Here is a 21,127-nt window from a genome sequence, read left to right as displayed (position 1 = left end):
TTATTCTGGTGTATATTGGCTGCGGCGACAAAGTCACTGCAAATTGCGCCGGTGAATGGTGTTCATCCACTACGACAGGGCACCGCTTCTAAAATTCATTGCTAAGAAATTTATCAGAATAATCAGAGAAAAGGTGCATTTTCCAGCGGCCAGTCAGGTTATTTTACTTTCCGGACTCATGATGAGCGCAGGGCTTACTCTCCTGTGATGCTGAGATGGTCGTTTTCAATGGCCTTGGTTGCCTGAGCTTGTAATCACTCGCGGACAGTATTTTAATGAGTCTCTTTGTCAATTCCCATAGCCCGAAGCAGCCTGTGTCAGTGGCTGCAGCGGACTCAGCCACGTTAACTGTTCAGGAGCTGTAAGTTGAATATTGAAATGCTGTCTACCGGCGATGAAGTGCTGTACGGTCAAATCACCGATACCAATGCTGTCTGGCTGGCGGATACTTTTTTTTCTCACGGTCTGGTAATGACCCACCGCTCGACAGTAGGTGACCAACTGGATGCTCTGGTGGAAGAGTTACAGCAACGTAGTCTGCAGGCCGATGTGCTGATTGTTAACGGCGGGCTGGGACCCACCAGCGATGATCTGAGTGCCCGGGCGGCAGCCATTGCCTGCGGCGTTGAACTTGAACTGAATCAACAGTGGTTGCAGCGAATTGAAGCATTTTTCACAGAACGGGGGCTGACGATGGCCGCTTCTAACCGCAAACAGGCCGAAATTCCACAGCATGCCGAAATGATGGATAACCGGGTAGGCACAGCCTGCGGTTTTGCGGTGACCCTGAATAATTGTCGGATCTTTTTCACCCCCGGGGTGCCGTCAGAATTTAAGGTAATGGTCACCGAACAGATTCTGCCACGGCTGGCTGAACAATTCGGCCTGCCGGAGAAACCCCTCTGCCTGCGACTGACGACTTTTGGCCGTGGCGAAAGTGATCTGGCGGCGCAACTGGACAGTTTAGTATTGCCACAAGGCGTCTCTCTTGGATACCGGGCAGCCATGCCAGTGGTGGAAATTAAACTGACCGGACCCGGCAGTGAGACGGTAGCCATGAACAACTGCTGGCAAACTATCCGTCAGCAACTGGCTGACTGGATTCTGTTTGAAGGAACTGAAGGGCTGCCGGCTGTACTGGCACGTGAAATCAGCCAGCGTGATTTAACCCTGTCGGTGAGTGAGAAATTTACGGCCGGATATCTTCACTGGTCACTGGCATCGGCCGGTGTGCCGTTGCAGGGCGGTGATTTGCCGGCCGCGGGCGTCGAGAACCTGACTGAACTGGCAGAGCGCACGGTACTGTTGGCTGAGCATCAACAGGCATCTCTGGCTCTGGCCGTCGGTGAACTGAATAACGAGTCGCTGGGGATTTGTCTGGTGACTCCACAGGGTACTGAAGCACAGCAGCTAACCTTTAATACTCAGCGACACTCGCTGTTAGCCCGTCAGGAGCTGATCAGTACGGTTGCGATGAATATGCTACTACGTTGGCTGCAGGGGAAAAATTCTCCGGCCAGCCACAGCTGGCTGGAAGTGACCGGTCATTTACTTCTTCCTTAATCTCTTTGGCAGCGTGCCGCTGCTTTTCCTGAAAGGTTGTGACAATGCAGATAAATGATATTTCATTTGGTGTGACCGACTGGCAGACAGTACCCGGAGAAAATCATGCCGGTGAGCAAGGGATGGCTGTCTGGAAAACCCGGCAGTTTGGTGATATCCGGGTCAGAGAAGTGACTTATTCTGCCGGTTACCTGGCCGATCACTGGTGTAAAAAAGGCCATATTCTGTTCTGTCTGGAAGGTGAGATGGTCACTGAACTTGAGGATGGCAGGACATTTACCCTGAAAGCCGGTATGAGCTATCAGGTGGCGGATCACGCCGAGGCACATCGTTCCTCAACGGTCAGTGGTGCACGGTTATTTATTGTCGACTAATGGGCGGATGAATCCGCTATCGCCGGTTTGGTCCGGCGATAGCTGCAGGCTAAAGTTCCAGTTCAATATCGCCGACGGGTCGACAGCAGCAGGGTAAAATTTCACCCTGGCCGACAAATGCCAGCGGTTCACTACGATAGCAGACCTTGCCTTTGCGTAGTTTCAGGCGACATGATCCACAATAGCCTTCCCGGCACTGATACTCTACCGGCAGCTGATGTGCTTCAAGTGCGCTCAGCAGGTTAGGGTAGGCGTTTTCAACACACTCAAGCTCACGCCCTGAGCGGCTGAGCAGGATGACACTGGACTTATCCATTATTAAAGCTGGAAGTCGTTAAAATCATCAGCACCGACTTCAGAGTCGATTTGACCGACCAGATAAGAACTGACTTCCACTTCCTGTGGAGCAACCTGAACGTTGTCCGAAACCAGCCAGGAATTGATCCACGGGATCGGGTTGGAACGGGTCTGGAATGGCAGATCCAGTCCGACAGCCTGCATACGGATATTAGTAATATATTCAATATACTGGCAGAGAATATCTTTGTTCAGACCAATCATTGAACCGTCACGAAACAGATATTCAGCCCACTCTTTTTCCTGAATGGCGGCTTTCTTAAATAACTCATAGCATTGCTCCTGGCATTCAGCAGCAATCTCTTTCATTTCCGGGTCATCTTCACCGCTGCGCATCAGGTTCAGCATATGCTGGGTGCCTGTCAGGTGCAGAGCTTCATCACGGGCAATCAGACGAATAATTTTGGCGTTACCTTCCATCAGTTCACGTTCAGCAAAAGCGAACGAACAGGCGAAACTGACATAAAAACGGATAGCTTCCAGCGCATTGACACTCATCAGGCACAGATAGAGCTGTTTCTTCAGGGTACGCAGGTTAACAACAATCTCTTTACCGTCCACCTGGTGGGTGCCTTCACCCAGCAAGTGCCAGTAGTTGGTCATCTCGATCAGATCATCATAATACCCGGTGATGTCTTCAGCGCGCTTAAGAATTTGTTCATTAGTCACAATATCGTCAAACACCAGCGCCGGGTCGGTCACGATATTCCGGATGATATGGGTGTAAGAGCGGGAGTGAATAGTTTCAGAAAACGCCCAGGTTTCAATCCAGGTTTCCAGCTCAGGAATAGAGACCAGCGGCAGTAATGCCACGTTCGGGCTGCGGCCCTGAATAGAATCCAACAGCGTCTGATATTTCAGATTGCTGATAAAAATGTGCTTTTCATGCTCAGGCAATGACTGATAGTCAATCCGGTCACGGGCAACATCAACTTCTTCAGGACGCCAGAAAAAAGAGAGTTGTTTCTCGATCAGTTTTTCGAAAATATCATATTTTTGCTGATCAAAACGGGCAACATTCACCGACTGTCCAAAAAACATCGGTTCTTTTAACTGGTCATTTTTGTTTTGCGAGAATGTGGTATAGGCCATAAGCAGACATCCGATAGATACAGGCTAACGTTTTAGCGGTTAAATAGCTAAAGTCAGGGGCCGGTGACGGCCCCTGGCAGAGGTTTAAATCTTGCAGGCGCCGCCTTCACAACCGTCATCGGCGGGTGCCAGGTCATCCTGAGCATCTTCAGCACCGTCACGGGTGTTCTGGTAATAGAGCGTCTTAACGCCAAATTTGTAGGCGGTCAGCAGGTCTTTTAACAGCTGTTTCATTGGGACCTTACCGTTAGCAAACCGGGAAGGGTCATAGTTGGTGTTTGCCGAAATCGACTGGTCGACAAATTTCTGCATCACACCCACCAGTTGCAGGTAACCGTCGTTCGATGGCATTTCCCACAGCAGCTCATAGTTATTTTTCAGCTCTTCATAATCGGGTACTACCTGACGCAGTATACCGTCTTTAGAGGCTTTAATACTGACATGCCCGCGCGGTGGCTCAATGCCATTGGTTGCATTGGAAATCTGAGACGATGTCTCTGAAGGCATCAGCGCAGACAGAGTCGAGTTACGCAGGCCATAAGTTTTGACAGATTCTCTCAGTGATTCCCAGTCCAGATGCAATGGTTCATTACAGATAGCATCGAGATCCGCTTTGTAAGTATCAATCGGAAGCACGCCGGCCGCATAAGTGGTTTCATTAAACCACGGGCAGGCACCCTGTTCTTTAGCCAGTTCGTTAGAAGCTTTCAGCAGGTAGTACTGAATAGCTTCAAAGGTTTTGTGTGTCAGGTTATTCGCGCTACCATCAGAATAACGTTTACCGTGTTTCGCCAGGTAGTAAGCATAGTTAATCACGCCAATACCCAGAGTACGACGACCCATTGCTCCGCGTTGTGCGGCAGGGATCGGGTAGTCCTGATAATCCAGCAGGGCATCCAGAGCACGTACCGCGAGCACCGCCAGATCTTCCAGTTCATCAAGATGACTGATGGCTCCGAGGTTGAATGCCGACAGGGTACACAAAGCGATTTCGCCATTCTCGTCGTTGACATCTTCCAGCGGCCGTGTAGGCAAGGCAATTTCAAGACACAGGTTTGACTGACGCACAGGAGCAACTGCCGGATCAAACGGACTGTGGGTGTTGCAGTGGTCAACGTTTTGAATATAAATACGTCCGGTTGAAGCTCGTTCCTGCATCATCAGTGAGAACAGTTCTACCGCTTTAATCCGTTGTTTACGGATGCTGCTGTCCTGCTCATATTTGACATACAGGCGTTCGAATTCATCCTGGTCAGCAAAGAAGGCATCATAGAGGCCAGGCACGTCCGACGGGCTGAACAGGGTGATGTCTTCGCCTTTGAGTAAACGCTGGTACATTAGTTTGTTGAGCTGCACGCCGTAGTCCATATGACGAACACGGTTTCCTTCCACACCACGGTTGTTTTTTAACACCAACAGGCTTTCTACTTCCAGGTGCCAGAGCGGATAGAACAGTGTGGCCGCACCGCCACGAACGCCCCCCTGGGAGCAGGATTTTACTGCTGTCTGGAAGTGTTTATAGAACGGAATACATCCGGTGTGGAATGCTTCCCCGCCGCGAATCGGGCTACCCAGCGCACGAATACGACCGGCATTAATTCCGATACCAGCACGTTGTGAGACATATTTCACAATGGCACTGGACGTGGCATTAATTGAATCCAGGCTGTCACCACATTCAATTAACACACAGGAGCTGAACTGGCGGGTCGGGGTACGGACACCCGCCATAATTGGAGTTGGAAGTGAAATCTTAAAAGTGGATACCGCGTCGTAAAAACGCTTGATGTAATCAAGACGGGTTTCACGTGGGTATGCCGAAAACAGGCAGGCAGCCACCAGAATATACAGGAACTGCGCACTCTCATAGATCTCACCGCTCACACGGTTCTGAACCAGGTATTTGCCTTCCAGCTGTTTTACTGCGGCATAAGAGAAGGTCATATCGCGCCAGTGGTCAATAAATCCGTCCATTTGCGCAAACTCTTCTGCCGTGTAATCTTCCAGCAGATGGTTATCATATTTACCGCGTTCGACCATAGCAGTGACGTGGTCATACAGCGCCGGAGGCTCAAACTGACCGTAGGCTTTCTTACGCAGGTGGAAAATTGCCAGTCGTGCCGCGAGATACTGATAATCCGGAGCATCCCGGGAAATCAGGTCCGCGGCTGCTTTGATGATAGTTTCATGGATATCGGAAGTTTTGATTCCGTCATAAAACTGAATATGTGAGCGTAACTCGACCTGCGAGACCGAGACATTGTGAAGACCTTCTGCTGCCCAATCGAGTACCCGGTGTATTTTATCGAGATTGATTCGTTCCTGGCTTCCATCGCGTTTCGTAACGAGCAGACTTTGGTTCATGTCGCGTTTACCTATCTATGCATGAGTATCAGTGAGTTATATATTTCGCGTAGTTATGCACAGCATTTTCTTTGTGAATAAAACTGTGGATAACCACTACATGTAGGGGCTGTGTAGAAAATATATAACAAGATAGGCTTTATTCTAGTGACTTCCCCGGACTTAACAAGAGGAAAAATAGATGGTGAACCGGCTTGTAATTTTCGAATTTTTCCCCAGGCCGCATGAGTAAAGGCACTCTCTGATGTCAATAATCGAAAGAAAAAATTTCTTTTTGCGATCGGTCGCCGGTTTTTCATTCAGCAGGGGGAGGCGGGAGGTCATTTATCTGTCTAAAGCCATCAAACAGGGTGACAGTCACTGCATCAGCCTCCGGCAGGCATATTTTGTCGTCCTGCCGGAGCGTTTTCAGGCAAAAATCACCAAAGGATGATGATCAGACCTTTTCCGGACAACTGGTGTGAATCATATAGTTAACATCCACGCCATGTCCCAGCCGGAACTGGTGAGTCAGCGGATTGTAATGCAGCCCGATCATCCCTTCTTCACGTAACGGGGTTTCGTCTACCCAGTTCAGCAGTTCTGCCGGTCGGATAAACTTTTTAATATCGTGGGTACCACGCGGAACCATACGTAAAACATATTCAGCACCAAATATGGCCATCAGCCAGGCCTTCGGATTACGATTAATGGTAGAGAAAAATACCTGACCACCCGGTTTTACCAGTCTGGCACAGGCATGAACCACCGAGCGCGGGTCGGGAACATGCTCCAGCATTTCCATGCAGGTCACCACATCATACTGTCCGGCGAACAGACCAGCGTGCTCTTCAACGGTACGTTGCACATAATCCACGCTGACACCACTTTCCAGTGCATGCAGGCGGGCGACTTCCAGAGGTTCGGCTCCCATATCGAGCCCGGTAACATCGGCGCCTTCACGGGCCATGCTTTCCGCCAGAATTCCGCCGCCGCAGCCAACATCCAGAACTTTCTTACCGAACAAGCCCTGGCTATTTTGGCTAATATAGCCGAGGCGCAGGGGATTAATACGGTGCAGAGGCTTGAACTCGCCTTCCATATCCCACCATCTGGAGGCCACTGCTTCAAATTTGGCAATTTCCTGATGGTCGACATTCTGCTGTTTTTCCGCTGAAGGCATATTCATGGGTATCTACTCCTGACAAAATTTTCCCGAGTATAAACGCTTACCGAGCTTGCGGCACCCTCCGCTTGTCTATCTGCGTAACTAATCTGATGCTAAGGTGCACCGCAGGGCGGGAATGTGATATGATTTGGGGTCTGAATAGTCGGCAATATCTAGAGGGATATCGGCTCCATGAGCGACTTAGCAAGAGAAATCACCCCGGTTAATATCGAGGAAGAATTAAAAAATTCTTATCTTGATTATGCCATGTCGGTCATCGTTGGCCGTGCGTTACCTGATGTGCGAGATGGTCTGAAACCAGTACACCGTCGTGTGCTGTTTGCCATGAACGAACTGGGTAATGACTGGAACAAAGCCTACAAAAAATCTGCCCGTGTTGTCGGGGATGTCATCGGTAAATACCACCCGCATGGTGACTCTGCGGTCTATGAAACCATTGTTCGTATGGCACAACCGTTTTCACTTCGCTACATGCTGGTTGACGGTCAGGGGAACTTTGGTTCGATCGACGGTGACTCCGCGGCAGCAATGCGTTATACCGAAATTCGAATGTCCAAAATTGCCCATGAATTACTGGCTGACCTGGACAAAGAGACTGTTGATTTTGTACCTAACTATGACGGTACAGAACAAATCCCGGAAGTTATGCCGACCAGGGTGCCGAACCTGCTGGTAAATGGTTCTTCCGGAATCGCGGTTGGGATGGCGACCAATATACCTCCGCACAACCTTAATGAAGTGATTAACGGGTGCCTGGCGCTGATTGATGATAGTGAAATCACTGTCGAAGGGCTGATGGAACATATTCCTGGTCCGGATTTCCCGACCGCCGCCATAATTAATGGCCGCAGGGGGATTGAAGAAGCCTACCGTACTGGCCGCGGTAAAATTTATATCCGCGGTCGTGGTGAAGTCGAGACTGATGCTAAAACCGGCCGTGAAACGATTATCGTGCATGAAATCCCTTATCAGGTGAATAAAGCACGGCTGATCGAAAAAATTGCTGAGCTGGTTAAAGAGAAGCGTATTGAAGGTATCAGTGCACTTCGTGATGAATCAGATAAAGATGGTATGCGCATCGTTATTGAAGTAAAACGCGATGCCGTCGGTGAAGTGGTTCTGAATAATCTTTATTCTCTGACCCAGTTACAGACCTCTTTCGGTATCAACATGGTGGCGCTGCATCAGGGCCAGCCAAAGATTATGCCGCTGAAAGATATTCTGGAAGCTTTTGTCCGCCACCGTCGTGAAGTCGTTACCCGGCGTACCATCTATGAACTGCGTAAAGCCCGCGATCGTGCGCATATCCTTGAAGGCCTGGCCATTGCATTGGCGAATATCGATCCGGTGATCGAATTAATTCGTAACGCCCCCTCTCCGGCTGAAGCAAAAGCGGCATTGATCGCCAAAGCCTGGGACCTGGGTAACGTTGCTGCGATGCTGGAAAAAGCCGGCGATGATGCTGCCCGACCGGAGTGGCTGGAACCTGAATACGGAATTCGTGACGGTGCTTACTACCTGACAGAGCAGCAGGCTCAGGCCATTCTGGATTTGCGTTTGCAGAAACTGACTGGCATGGAGCATGAAAAACTGCTGGATGAGTACAAACAGTTACTCCAGGAGATTGCTGAGCTGATTTTCATTCTGCAGGACTCGAATCGTCTGATGGAAGTGATTCGTGAAGAGCTGGTGGCTGTCCGTGAACAATTCGGAGACGAACGTCGAACAGAAATCACCGCTAATTCTGCAGATATCAATATTGAAGATCTGATTAATGAAGAAGATGTGGTCGTTACTCTGTCACATCAGGGCTATGTCAAATATCAGCCACTGACCGACTATGAAGCACAACGTCGTGGTGGGAAAGGTAAGTCTGCCGCCAGAATTAAAGAAGAAGACTTTATTGATCGTCTGCTGGTGGCAAACACCCATGATACGATTCTTTGTTTCTCCAGCCGGGGTCGCCTGTACTGGATGAAGGTCTACCAGTTACCGGAAGCCAGCCGTGGCGCCCGTGGACGGCCCATCGTCAACCTGCTGCCGCTGGAATCCAATGAGCGTATTACGGCGATTCTGCCGGTACGTGAATATTCTGAAGGCCTGAATATTTTCATGGCAACCGCCAGCGGCACGGTGAAGAAAACGTCACTGACCGAATTCAGCCGCCCACGCAGTGCCGGTATCATTGCGGTAAACCTGCGGGATGACGATGAACTGATTGGTGTGGCGCTGACCGACGGTAACGATGAAGCCATGCTGTTCTCAGCTGCCGGTAAAGTCGTACGCTTCTCTGAGCAGGCGGTCAGACCGATGGGACGTACCGCTTCCGGTGTCCGCGGAATTAAACTGGCTGAAACTGACAGGGTTGTATCGCTGATTATTCCGCGTGAAGACGGGGCAATTCTGACCGTGACTCAAAACGGTTATGGTAAACGTACTGCAAATCAGGAATATCCGACCAAGTCCCGTGCGACTCAGGGGGTTATCTCGATTAAAGTGACAGATCGTAATGGTCCGGTGATTGGTGCAGTTCAGGTGGTCGACAGTGATCAAATCATGATGATCACTGATGCCGGAACGCTGGTAAGAACCCGTGTATCTGAGGTCAGCGTGGTGGGTCGTAATACCCAGGGCGTCATTCTGATTCGTACTGCGGAAGACGAGAATGTGGTAGGTCTGCAACGCGTGGCCGAACCGGTTGAAGAAGAAGAACTGGATGCTATTGATGGTACAGTGGCAGAAGGGGATGACGATCTCGCCCAGGAACCGGAAACCGATGATGATGCTGAGCCCGAAGACGAATAAATCTCTGCGGGTTGCAAAGTAGTAAAAAGAGGCATCGCTGGCGATGCCTCTTTCATTACCGGCTATTATCACCGCATTTACCTTGGCCGGACCTGTTAAACATGACGGTATGTGTTAGTCTTACTCGTATCAGAGATTGCTGTAACTTTGTACTGATGATCTGCCGGGACTGTTCCCGATATCATTTCATTTGCGTCGGCCTTTTGCAGTGAGTTCCCATTGAAATACCTTGTCTCTTTTCGCACCACGCTACGGGTTTCCCGTTATCTGTTTCGTATTCTGGCACTGTTACTCTGGTTACTTGGGGGGCTGCTGAGTGCATTCTATCTGCTGAATGTTCTGCACGAAAAAGAGTCTGATATCCGGGAGCAGCTGTCCGCGAATTATAATCAGGCAGGATGGTTTATTGCCCATACCAATGAGGCGATGCGAGAACTGAAATACATCACTGAAGGGCAACTGAATAAAACGCCGGATGATGACACTACCTTTACCCTGAGCAGTGGTAACAAAAACTTCTCACCTCAGTTTTCCCCCTTATTTAGTGATGATGACTGCACAGCAATCAACGCTGACTGGAGGGCTACGCTAAATACGTTGGGCGGTTTTTTGAATTACTGGGAAAGCCAGTATGTCTCTTCTTATGAAATGAGCCGGATTTTTCTGCTGAACAGCGGCAGTAATTGCCTGGCGACTTTTTCATTCAGTACCAGTGAAGTCAATCAGGATACCAGTACTAATTCTCTTCAGGAAAATGTACTGCGATTTCACAATAGCAGTCCTGCCGAACAACGTAATCCGGTGTACTGGATTGAGCCGGGTAATCAGCCCGGAGTCGGGGCTTTTTACATGATGATGCCGGTCTATACCGGTAACCAGCCGGTGGCGTTACTGAGCTTTGAACAGAACCTGCGGTTAGATGAACTGGTGACACCCGGCGGAGCTGCGGTCACTACATCGATTATCGATGATGACGATCAACTGATGCTCTCGACTGACAGAACAGTCAGCAGCCATATGTTTGATAATCTACCGGATGACAAACAATGGTTTGGGTATCTGGACGGTTATCAGCAACTGGTGCTAAAGCAATCACTCGCGCCCAGCCCGTTCAGCATCATCTATTCTCTGCCCACCGGACTGTTGTTTAATCAGATGAAACTGATGATCATCAATGCGATTTTACTGAACATTTTCAGTGCATTAATACTCATCGCGCTGGCTATGATCTTTGAACGCCGTATGTTATTACCGGCAGAAGATAATGCTGTCCGGCTGGAAGAACACGAGCAATTTAACCGAAAAATTGTCGCTTCGGCGCCGGTTGGGATTTGCATTTTGCGTACCAGCGATGGCAGTAACATACTGAGCAATGAACTGGCTCACAATTATCTGACGTTACTGACCACAGAAGATAAACAACGGCTGACAGAAATTATTGGCGGGCAGCAGGTGAACTTTGTGGATGTGCTCACCGGTTCAAATACCAATCTGCAAATCAGCTTTGTGCACAGCCGTTATCGTAATGAAAACGTGGCTATCTGTGTTTTGGTCGATGTCAGTGCCAGGATAAAGATGGAGCAGTCGTTGCAGGAAATGGCGGATTCTGCGGAACAGGCCAGTCAGTCTAAATCGATGTTCCTTGCGACCGTCAGCCACGAGTTGCGTACTCCATTGTACGGAATTATCGGCAACCTGGATTTGCTGAAAACTCGCGAAATGCCTAAAAGCTCTGAAGCACTGGTCAGTGCTATGACTAACTCTTCTGATCTTCTGCTGAAAATTATTAATGATATTCTCGACTTTTCTAAAATTGAATCTGAGCAGTTAAAAATTGAGCCGGGGGCGTTCTCGCCACATGAAATGGTCGGTCATATCATCTCCAACTATTTATCACTGGTGGTAAAAAAAAGACTGACGCTATATTGCCTGATAGAGCATGATGTCCCGTCTTCGTTGTATGGCGATGCCATGCGATTACAGCAGGTGGTTTCTAACCTGCTGAGTAATGCGATCAAATTTACCCATACCGGCTGTATTATTCTGCATATATATCAACAGCAAGGGTATCTGGCATTCCGTGTTCGTGATACCGGGGTAGGTATTCCGTCACGCGATGTTTTACGCTTGTTTGACCCGTTCTTCCAGGTTGGCACGGGTGTACAAAGGAATTTCCAGGGAACGGGCCTGGGTCTGGCTATCTGTGAAAAACTGATCAATATGATGGACGGTGATATTGAAGTGGAATCAGAGCCAGGTATGGGTAGCCAGTTTACAGTACGCATTCCTGTCTATCAGGGAGTATGGACGGCGACTGACGACGATCTTGCCGGCAAAAGGGTACTACTGATGCTAAAAAATAGTACCTTTGCTGAATATCTGCAGCGGCAGTTGCAGGCCTGGTCGATGATAATCCTGACCAATCCGCAACAACTGACGGCAGATGACATTATTCTCACGGATTGTGACCGCGGAGGAGATGAAGTCTGCAAAGCCCGGATCTGTTTTAGCAGTGAATATACTGACTTCCCCGGAGAGATTCAGCCAGGGGTTTGGGTGATTCCAACATCGATGCCACATGAAATCCCTGAACTGTTGAAACGTATTTTCCGGCCGATCAGTGAAGTGAAACTATTGTCTGAACAGTTATCAGGTAGTGCAGCCGGGGTCAGTAACGAAGATATCCTGATTCTGGTGGTCGATGATCACCCGATAAACCGGATGCTATTGTCCGGTCAGTTACATACTCTGGGGTATCAGGTAAAAACGGCTCAGGATGGCGTAGATGCTCTGAATGTACTGAAGCGCATTGAGGCTGATATTGTGCTCAGCGATGTGAATATGCCGAATATGGATGGCTATAGCCTGACTCAGACGCTACGGGAGATGGGGTTCCGGCGGCCAATTGTTGGGGTTACCGCGAATGCATTAGCCGACGAGAAGCAGCGCTGTTTGCAGGCGGGGATGGATGACTGTTTGTCGAAACCTGTGACCCTGCAGGAACTAAAAACCATTCTTACCGGGTACGCTCAGCAGGTCAGGACCGGACGGTCAACGGGTGTTTGACCGGAGAGAATAGCCCACCTGCCGCCAGGGCAGGGGGCTTACTCGCTTATCAGTCTTTAGGCAGTGTCGCGCTGACAGAAGAAAGATAGTTCAGCAATGCGATATCGTTATCGACACCCAGTTTCATCATGGCTGATTTTTTCTGACTGCTGATGGTTTTGATACTGCGGTTAAGTTTACGGGCAATTTCGGTGACCAGAAAACCCTCGGCAAATAACCGCAACACTTCACTCTCTTTTGGTGATAGTCGTTTGTCTCCGTAACCCCCTGCACTGATTTTTTCCAGCAACTTTGCCACAGATTCCGGGGTATATTTTTTCCCCTTTTGCAGTGCAGCCAGGGCTTTAGGCAAATCAGTCGGTGCGCCTTGTTTCAGTACAATACCTTCAATATCCAGATCCAGTACTGAACTCAGAATTGCCGGATTATTGTTCATGGTCAGAACAATGATGGCCAGGTCAGGGTAATGGCGTTTGATGTACTTGATCAGGGTGATTCCATCGCCGTATTTATCTCCCGGCATTGACAGGTCGGTAATCAGTACATTGGCTTCAAGTTTAGATAAGCTATTGATAAGGGTAGTCGAATCTTCAAATTCACCGACCACATTCACCCACTCCAGTTGCTCCAGAGATTTACGGATCCCGAACAATACAATCGGGTGATCATCGGCAATAATTACGTTTAAGTTATCCATTTTTTTGGCTACCTTACTGCAACAGTGTTTGGACGTAGTGTTCAATATCACTGGTAGTATTTTTAATGTTTAAATCGTTGCGCTCTTTAATAAAACGCTCCAACTGTTCACACAGTGTTTTGCCATCTTCCAGACCCAGCATAGCAAAAACACCTTTCAGGCGGTGAGCAGTCAGGGCGAGCGCAGCATAATCTTTATTATCGAGCTCAAGATATAATTTGTTGACATCATCGGGCACAGTATCCTTAAATATCTGAAAATACTCGGGTTCACTGAGTAATTGTTCCCTTTCTTTTTCAGGAGCATCCTCCATCTCGTCCTTGGTCATTTGTTTTTCAATCAGTGTCAGCAATGCTTCCAACATTGCCTGATTCAGATTGTAATTCACCTTGTATTGCTGTGAGGTGATTGCTGAGTAGCCAGGTTCTGAACCGGTGATCAGCAGTGCCCATCCTGACAGCCTTGCAGGTACATCGGTCACCAGAAAATCGAAGTCCTGACCCGGTACTCTGTCGTCGGCAATCAGGCACTTGGCTCCCCAGAACTCCAACTGTCGGCTGACAATTTTATAGATATCATCAACCACCACATCAACCAATACTGTTATTCCGTCCAGTATCTTCTCTTCTCTGAGAATGGTTGGCTGCTCTACGGGAAGAGATATCAATACACTAAAATGAGTACCGATATCTGGCTTAGAGATAATATCCAGCCGTCCGTTCAAATTCTGGCAAAACTGACGACAAAAAAATAAATCCATACTGTTGGATTTTTCATCGTTCAGCGTGCTGACTTCTCCGCTGAAAGGAAAATCAGCATTTGCCAGCTCATTCTTATTCAGACCCTGACCAGTATCTACAATATTTATCAATAGTCGATCAGTATGTTCCGGGCTTGCGCTAATTCGGACAGAAATTTTGCCCCAACGGGTGGTTCCGAAGGAATACCAGAGCAGTGTCAGCAGAATTTTGCGTAAGATCTCCCGGTCACCGACCCTGACTTCATCCGCCGGACGCAAATTATTGACAATGATCTCCAGACCGCGCAGGTTCATCGCCGGCAGAATCTCCATGGCAATGTCATCCAGCAGTTGCTGAAGCAGGAAGGGTTGCAAATCAGGTGACCATTGATGATTTTCCAGCTGGTTCAGCAGAATAGTATTATCGGTCAGCCTGACCAAATGTTCTGCGGAATCGATCAGCGATTGCCAGACGGAGGAGGGCAGAGAAGACTGCACCTGCTGAATTTGTTGCGACAAATGCTGGAGTGGTTCGCGGAATGCATTACCAATATTGTCGAGTAGCTGGCGGCGCATCTCATGATTCTTATCCAGAATTCGCTGAGCATTTTGCAGCTTCTTATTGACCAGTATCTCACGGTCCTGATTACGGATCATAAAAAAGCAATACTGAGGCGAACACTGACTCTGTTGGTGTCTGACCTCGTAGACTTCATTATTGATAGTCACCTGCAACATGCCCTGAACATTGTCAGACAGGGTAACGATTTTTTGCAGATTGAGGTGTGGGATTAGTTGTGATGCTGTCTCATTGCTGACTACTTCCCTGTGTGCATTAAAATCATAGATAAGGAAACCCAACGGCAGACTTTCCACCATCTCTTTATTCATTCTGCGTAACAGATCAACTTCCGGGTCAGCAGATTTCTCTGCCGGCGCTGGAGCATTCCGCAGTAATATGCTGGCCGTAAGGGAGAGTATCAGCAGCAACAGACACAGGCTTAATGAGAAAGAGAAATGGTGCAATGTGGCGGCGAGCAGAGTCATTAATGACAGGTTATAGGTGACGACCAGCGGAGCGCCGCTCAGAGAAGATGCCAAATTGACCGAAGCGGAGGCCAGATTGACCCGGTCTGAACTACTGCTGCTGTCTGAGTTACCGGATGAATTCTCGATACTGTGAAATACTAAGCGGGAAGCATCAAGTTCAGCGCTCAGCATATCCTTCACTGGCAAATCAAACGCCACCACGGTCGCCAGATGGCCTGGTTGATTAAAGGTGGTTCTGATAGTGAAGTAGTAATCATTGCTGTCAGGCATGTGTCGCAACGCAGAAAAACTCTCACGCTCATCCAGCATATTTGCCTGTTGCAGCATTTCGGCTCTGCGGGCCGATACCAGTCCGGTAATACTTTCACCATTATAGCGGCTAATCATATCCTTTAATGGCAGGGTTGAAATCATCGTTAAGCTGTTGTCCTGGCCATTCAGGTAATACATAGACCAGGTGCTTTTCTTTAATGCCCACAGGGTATCAAGAAAATCAGATGCCTTGCGTGCCCCTGTCAGTGTATTGCTGTCGTGAGAACCAAAAATGAGCGCTTCTGTTCTTTGTTTATCTTCATCGGGTGCATAAATATCCGGGCGTAACCGGGTTTCCTGGATTGTGGCGTTATCATCATTATCACTGTCGGGCGCAGAGTTTTGTGCCTCATAGATTTGCCAGGTGGCAAAACGGTAATTATCAATCCGTAACTGAGCTTCCCGGACAAAGTTTTCCAGAAGAGCCTGCTGATGACGTAACTGGACGCCCAGGCTGTCATAGATGATACCCAGCATAATAGCGACAACAATCACGCTGATAAATATCATTGATTTAAATAACTGGTTAGGCAGCAGGGCAATTTTTTTTCCGAGCATAAAGATACTGGACCTGAGATAAAATGACATTTCACACAGAAGGCGGGCAGTTGACAGTGGCAGTCAGCAGGACATCTCAGACAGCGACTTCGTTACTTTACAAATACCAGACCGGAGGCGGTATAAGCAGGCCCGGAACGATTAGCGTAAACCATGGCTAAAAATATCCTCAATGACCCTGGAAGTAAAGCTAACGGCCGAAATAAGCCCTGATATTTCTTTGCTGTCGGGTAAAATCTGACCTGCCAGCGCGTGGTTTTTTTCTGGATAATAAAATCCGAATAGTAAAGGTTTTTTGGATATTGTTATCAGAAAATACCGAAAAAAACACTGCCATAATTAGGACATCTTCTGCCGATAAACTGTATGCCTGTTCAGATGCTGGCAGCGAATATTTAAAATCAGCTGGCAGGGATAATTTCACCCTGTGATATTTTCACCAATAAATAATAAACCTCTGATGATTAGTCGAAGGCATAGCCAGAATTCAGTGAGATCAGTGCCGTACGGGTAGGTGCCTGTTATCAGGTAAAAAAAAACCGGACACGAAGTCCGGTAGGGAATAATTAAAGCAAAACTCATTCGGGGTGAATGAAGGTAATAATAAAATAAATGATGATAGCAGGAACAATTATATTCCTCTCTTAGCAATTTAATTTATCATTCAGTGCTGTAATTTTTAACATTCAGGCACTATTGAGAACATTTTACTTTTTTGACAAATAGTGCGCAATTCTTTTCATAAATAAACTTTTGGTTGATTTAACCTTTAGTGCTCATTAAAAAAGAACCTGGAGTAAAAAAGTTCTGTGGAATTTACATTTTGAAATTAATCGGAAATAAATTGAAGCAGATTAGCTCTTTTAGTATCATTTAGACGATAGATTATTTTTTGCTCTAAATTAACATGACATAGAAAGCAGTAACTTTACTTTTTATACTATTTTCCTGAGTCGATGTCTGACGTTACGGGTCTCATTCGAGGGTAATTACATGAAGCTTAGCGTTCTTTCACTGATGGTTCCTGCACTGCTCGTTGCAGGTTCTGCCAGTGCTGCTGAAATTTATAACAAAGATGGCAACAAATTAGATCTTTTCGGTAAAGTTGACGGTTTGCACTATTTTTCAAGCGATGATGGTTCAGATGGCGACCAGTCGTACTTACGTTTTGGTTTTAAAGGTGAAACTCAGATCAGCGACCAACTCACCGGTTATGGTGAATGGGAATATCAGGTTGCCCTGAACAATGCGGAATCTGATGGTAGCGCAGATACTTATACTCGTGTTGGTTTTGCCGGTCTGAAATTTGATAATGATGGTTCTTTAGATTACGGCCGTAATTACGGCGTTCTGTATGATATTGCTGGCTGGACAGACGTACTGCCTGAGTTCGGTGGTGATACCTACGGCGCTGATAACTTTATGTTCCAGCGTTCCAGCGGATTACTCACCTATCGTAATACTGACTTCTGGGGACTGATCAACGGCCTGAATATTGCTGTTCAGTACCAGGGCAAAAATGGCAGCTCCAGTGAAAGTGTTAACGGTCGTGATGTGTTAGGACAGAACGGCGACGGATGGGGGATGAGCGCGACCTATGATCTCGGTCAGGGCTTCTCGCTGGGTGGTGCTATGTTCTCCTCTGACCGTACTGACGAGCAGAACACCTATACTACAGGCGGCAACCATATTCTGGGGCAGGGGGATAAAGCTCAGGCTTACACCGGTGGTCTGAAATATGACGCCAATAATATCTACCTGGCCGCAATGTACACCCGGTCTTATAACGCCACCCGTTTTGGCGGGAGTGATTCAACGGCTTATGGTTATGCGGATAAAGCGGATAACTGGGAATTAGTCGCTCAGTATCAGTTTGACTTTGGTCTGCGTCCATCACTGGCATTTGTTTCTTCGCGCGGAACCAGCGTTCAGGGTTATGGCTCTCAGAACCTGAAAAAGTATGTTGATGTGGGTGCAACCTACTACTTCAACAAAAATATGTCGACCTATGTGGATTACCAGATTAACCTGCTTAAAGACAACCAGTTCACTGACGATGCTGGCATAAATACTGATAACATCGTGGCTACAGGCCTGGTGTACCAGTTCTGATATAACAACGGGGAATGGATAGTGTCCATTCCCCGTCTTTTCCGCTGTTAAGTTTCACGTTTACATCCTGCGTTTTTCGACTCCATAGCGATTAAAATTTTCCGCCGCATCTGCATACAATTGCTGATGGCTACCTTCCAGTGCAGATCCTGCCTGGGTAAATACCGCAAACGATAACCATTGTGTCCACAGTAGTTTTGCCTGTTGCCGGACAGAGGAAGTTTTTTTCATCTTTGCACCTCGCCAGTTGTTAATCTTGCGTAATATTCTGTGCAAAATATGTGCCAGCCAATAGCACGGATATTCACGGTACATCCACCGGCCTTTTGTTAACATAGCGCCTCTTTTTAGTGCGCGCCTGCGCTGTTATGGCCGGTGGGTTTACGGCAAGCTTTTTATATTTATTCCGGGATGCAAATTTCATGAACGTTTTTTCCTGCAGGAGTCTGTTGCTCTGTTTAATCCTCGTCTTAGCCGGATGCGATAATTCAGGTTCTTCCACAGAACAGAATCTGATTATGGCCGGTAAGACCATGGGAACTGTCTGGCGGGTATCGGTTGCCGATGTGCCTGCATCCCGCCGTGATCAGTTACAGAAACTCATCCAGCAGCAACTAGATCATGATGATCAGGAGTTGTCCACATGGAAGCCGGACTCGGCTTTATCCCGGTTCAATCAGTATCAGGGGTCTGATCCATGGCCGGTCAGTGAGGCTATGGCAGATATTGTGACAATGGCGCTGCGTATTGGCGCGAAAACTGGTGGAGCGATGGATATCACAGTCGGGCCGTTAGTTAATCTTTGGGGCTTTGGTCCGACAAAAGCGCCGCAGCATACTCCGACACAGGCACAGATCGATCAGGCAAAGGCGTTGACCGGACTGCAACACCTCAAAGTGATCCAGACGTTTAAAGGACAGGCATTACAGAAAGATTTGCCAGGATTGTATGTGGACCTTTCCACCATGGGAGAGGGGTATGCAACAGATCATCTGGCAAGACTCATGGAGTCACAGGGTATCACTAATTACCTGGTTTCTGTCGGGGGAGCTTTGCTCTCCCGGGGGCATAATGCTCAGGGCAACCCCTGGCGTGTAGCCATCGAGAAACCCACTGACCTGGAAAATGTGGCGCAGGCAGTGGTCAATCTGCAGGGGCATGGCATCAGTACTTCCGGGAATTACCGCAATTATTACGAACTGGATGGGCACCGGATCTCGCATATTATTGATCCATCGACCGGCAGGCCGATAGAGCATAAACTGGCCTCAGTCACAGTCATTGCTACTACGGCCAGTGAGGCTGATGGCTGGGATACCGGTCTGATGGTTCTGGGAACCGAAAAAGCCAAAGCACTGGCCCTGAAACAGCATCTGGCTGTGTTTTTGATTAGCCGTGAGGGTGATAAATTTGAAACCTGGGCTTCACCATTGTTTAAAACCTTTTTGATATCCGAAGAGAAATAATCTGCAGAGGACATGATGCTGGACCTGTTTGAAGGTGAAGCGCCGTGGCAGGAGACGCTGGCAGAAGATGCGGTGATCCTGCGGCGTTACGCAAAAGAAGATGATCAATGGCTGTTTAGTCAGATCCTGTCGATTGCCAGACAGCAGCCATTTCAGCATCGGATCACTCCGGGAGGGTTCCGAATGTCTGTTGCCATGACCCATTGCGGGGCCCGTGGCTGGGCGGCCGATTTATCGCAGGAGAAAGCAGGTTCACCCAGGCCACAGCTTCCGGAAGCGTTACGTGATTACGCTTCCCAAACAGCGGCCAGCGCAGGGTTCAGAGGATTTCTGCCTGACTCCTGCCTGATGAACCGCTATGTTGTCGGCAGTAAACTCTCATTACATCAGGATAAAGATGAAAAGGATTTGCGTCAGCCCATAGTGTCCGTGTCACTGGGGTTACCGGCCGTGTTTCTGTTTGGTGGTTTTGAACGCAGCGATCCCACCACCAAAGTGATGCTGGAGCACGGTGATGTGGTCGTTTGGGGAGGAAGATCACGACTCCGGTTTCACGGGATTCAGCCCCTGAAGCCGGGCTGGCATCCTTTGACGGAAGAGTTTCGCTATAATATGACGTTTCGTTGTGCCGGCTGACGGCGGGTCACTGATTGATCCAGGTAAAAACACATTGTCTGGTCAGGGCAAAGCGGGCTTGAAAGCACGTACTCTGCGGATAACGTGTTGAGAGTGTCTCGTCCAGCTGCAGGGTAGCAGTTTGTTGCTGTTCATCAAGAGCCAGTAATCGTACCTGCAGAAAATCAATATAATGTCGAACCTCCGGCCACAGAGCCTTATATAAACTTTCTTTCAGGGAAAATAACAAAGTGGTGGCCTGTGCCAGAGGCAGAGAAAGCGAACTGAGCAGTTTTTTTTCACCATCATCCATTAGAATGTTACTGGTTTCTTCGGCCAGTTCCTGATTCATCCAGTGTTCAACATCAATACCTACGGCCCTTTTTTCGGTATCGGCAAGTGCAAAGACCAGTCCGGCAGTATGCGAAAGTGATGCGGTAAATGCGGAAGGCCAGCAGGGAGCACGATCAGCATCGTTGGTCAGGATAAATTCAGCCACGCCGCATAATGCTGCAATTTCCCGGACCAGCCAACGACTGGCGAGATACTCCGCCTGACGTTTGCGTGCCGCACGCTGAATCGCTGGCGGGCAGGGGATCCTAAGTATAGCAAACAAATCCGGAGTAAAGGCCTGCATATCAAAAGCTGCACAGGCGATGAACGGGGAAGAGGACGTCAGCGCTGCCCGGGTAATAAATTTACCTGCAGGCAGAGCTAACGGATGGCTTACAAACGCCGGAAATTCGGCAGATGATATTGTCATGACTGGATGTATTGTCAGCTTCAGGG

15 protein-coding genes are annotated in these 21,127 nt (G+C 48.4%); 7 read left to right on the top strand and 8 right to left on the bottom strand.

Features of this window, described 5'->3' with window-relative positions; genetic code table 11:
* Positions 1-378 precede the first annotated feature (378 nt).
* Both B3Z23_RS01525 and B3Z23_RS01520 read left to right on the top strand, forming a co-directional pair.
* Positions 379-1,563 (top strand): nicotinamide mononucleotide deamidase-related protein YfaY, encoded by a 1,185-nt coding sequence (locus tag B3Z23_RS01525; RefSeq protein ID WP_294901068.1) that lies wholly within the window; start codon positions 379-381, stop codon positions 1,561-1,563.
* A gap of 44 nt (positions 1,564-1,607) precedes the next feature.
* Positions 1,608-1,937 (top strand): DHCW motif cupin fold protein, encoded by a 330-nt coding sequence (locus B3Z23_RS01520; RefSeq protein ID WP_294900631.1) that lies wholly within the window; start codon positions 1,608-1,610, stop codon positions 1,935-1,937.
* A 49-nt stretch (positions 1,938-1,986) separates the two neighbouring features.
* Here the strand turns inward: B3Z23_RS01520 and yfaE are convergent, their stop codons facing one another.
* The 4 genes from yfaE to ubiG all read right to left on the bottom strand — a co-directional run bounded on the left by yfaE (position 1,987) and on the right by ubiG (position 6,918).
* Positions 1,987-2,253 carry a class I ribonucleotide reductase maintenance protein YfaE gene (gene yfaE, locus B3Z23_RS01515; RefSeq protein ID WP_038021693.1) on the bottom strand — a complete coding sequence of 89 codons (267 nt, stop codon included), beginning with the start codon at positions 2,251-2,253 and terminating at the stop codon, positions 1,987-1,989.
* 2 nt (positions 2,254-2,255) lie between these two features.
* On the bottom strand, positions 2,256-3,386 hold the full coding sequence (nrdB, locus tag B3Z23_RS01510; protein WP_294900626.1) for a class Ia ribonucleoside-diphosphate reductase subunit beta: 1,131 nt from the start codon (positions 3,384-3,386) through the stop codon (positions 2,256-2,258).
* A gap of 84 nt (positions 3,387-3,470) precedes the next feature.
* Complete coding sequence (gene nrdA / locus B3Z23_RS01505; RefSeq protein ID WP_294900623.1) at positions 3,471-5,750, bottom strand: class 1a ribonucleoside-diphosphate reductase subunit alpha; 2,280 nt, start codon at positions 5,748-5,750, stop codon at positions 3,471-3,473.
* Positions 5,751-6,186: 436 nt separating this feature from the next.
* Positions 6,187-6,918, bottom strand: a complete 732-nt coding sequence (ubiG, locus tag B3Z23_RS01500) for a bifunctional 2-polyprenyl-6-hydroxyphenol methylase/3-demethylubiquinol 3-O-methyltransferase UbiG (protein WP_294900620.1) — start codon at positions 6,916-6,918, stop codon at positions 6,187-6,189.
* 171 nt (positions 6,919-7,089) lie between these two features.
* Here ubiG and gyrA point away from each other — a divergent pair, with 171 nt between their 5' ends.
* The gene (gyrA, locus tag B3Z23_RS01495) at positions 7,090-9,723 is read left to right on the top strand and encodes a DNA topoisomerase (ATP-hydrolyzing) subunit A (RefSeq protein WP_294900617.1); all 2,634 of its coding nucleotides are present in this window, start codon (positions 7,090-7,092) and stop codon (positions 9,721-9,723) included.
* A gap of 219 nt (positions 9,724-9,942) precedes the next feature.
* The gene (gene rcsC / locus B3Z23_RS01490; RefSeq protein WP_294900614.1) at positions 9,943-12,789 is read left to right on the top strand and encodes a two-component system sensor histidine kinase RcsC; all 2,847 of its coding nucleotides are present in this window, start codon (positions 9,943-9,945) and stop codon (positions 12,787-12,789) included.
* 49 nt (positions 12,790-12,838) lie between these two features.
* On the opposite strand, the gene rcsB is transcribed toward rcsC, so the two are convergent.
* On the bottom strand, positions 12,839-13,486 hold the full coding sequence (gene rcsB, locus B3Z23_RS01485) for a response regulator transcription factor RcsB (RefSeq protein ID WP_038021674.1): 648 nt from the start codon (positions 13,484-13,486) through the stop codon (positions 12,839-12,841).
* A gap of 13 nt (positions 13,487-13,499) precedes the next feature.
* Positions 13,500-16,145 carry a phosphotransferase RcsD gene (gene rcsD / locus B3Z23_RS01480; protein ID WP_294900607.1) on the bottom strand — a complete coding sequence of 882 codons (2,646 nt, stop codon included), beginning with the start codon at positions 16,143-16,145 and terminating at the stop codon, positions 13,500-13,502.
* A gap of 993 nt (positions 16,146-17,138) precedes the next feature.
* On the opposite strand from rcsD, the gene ompC reads away from it, so the two are divergent.
* On the top strand, positions 17,139-18,257 hold the full coding sequence (gene ompC, locus B3Z23_RS01475) for a porin OmpC (protein WP_294900605.1): 1,119 nt from the start codon (positions 17,139-17,141) through the stop codon (positions 18,255-18,257).
* Positions 18,258-18,317: 60 nt separating this feature from the next.
* Here the strand turns inward: ompC and B3Z23_RS01470 are convergent, their stop codons facing one another.
* Complete coding sequence (locus tag B3Z23_RS01470) at positions 18,318-18,488, bottom strand: hypothetical protein (protein ID WP_294900602.1); 171 nt, start codon at positions 18,486-18,488, stop codon at positions 18,318-18,320.
* Positions 18,489-18,679: 191 nt separating this feature from the next.
* Between B3Z23_RS01470 and apbE the strand changes: the two genes are divergently transcribed.
* The gene (gene apbE / locus B3Z23_RS01465; protein WP_294900599.1) at positions 18,680-19,723 is read left to right on the top strand and encodes an FAD:protein FMN transferase ApbE; all 1,044 of its coding nucleotides are present in this window, start codon (positions 18,680-18,682) and stop codon (positions 19,721-19,723) included.
* Between the two features lie 15 nt (positions 19,724-19,738).
* A complete protein-coding gene (gene alkB, locus B3Z23_RS01460) occupies positions 19,739-20,359 on the top strand; it encodes a DNA oxidative demethylase AlkB (protein ID WP_294900595.1) in 621 nt (206 codons plus the stop codon).
* Positions 20,360-20,366: 7 nt separating this feature from the next.
* Here alkB and B3Z23_RS01455 read toward each other — a convergent pair whose 3' ends face one another.
* Complete coding sequence (locus B3Z23_RS01455) at positions 20,367-21,101, bottom strand: 4'-phosphopantetheinyl transferase family protein (RefSeq protein WP_294900592.1); 735 nt, start codon at positions 21,099-21,101, stop codon at positions 20,367-20,369.
* Between the last annotated feature and the right edge of the window lie 26 nt (positions 21,102-21,127).

This window comes from Tatumella sp. UBA2305, assembly GCF_002345795.1.
Lineage (GTDB): Bacteria > Pseudomonadota > Gammaproteobacteria > Enterobacterales > Enterobacteriaceae > Tatumella > Tatumella morbirosei.
Note: the sequence above shows the minus strand (reverse complement) of the source record. Positions and strands in the feature narration are given on the sequence as shown.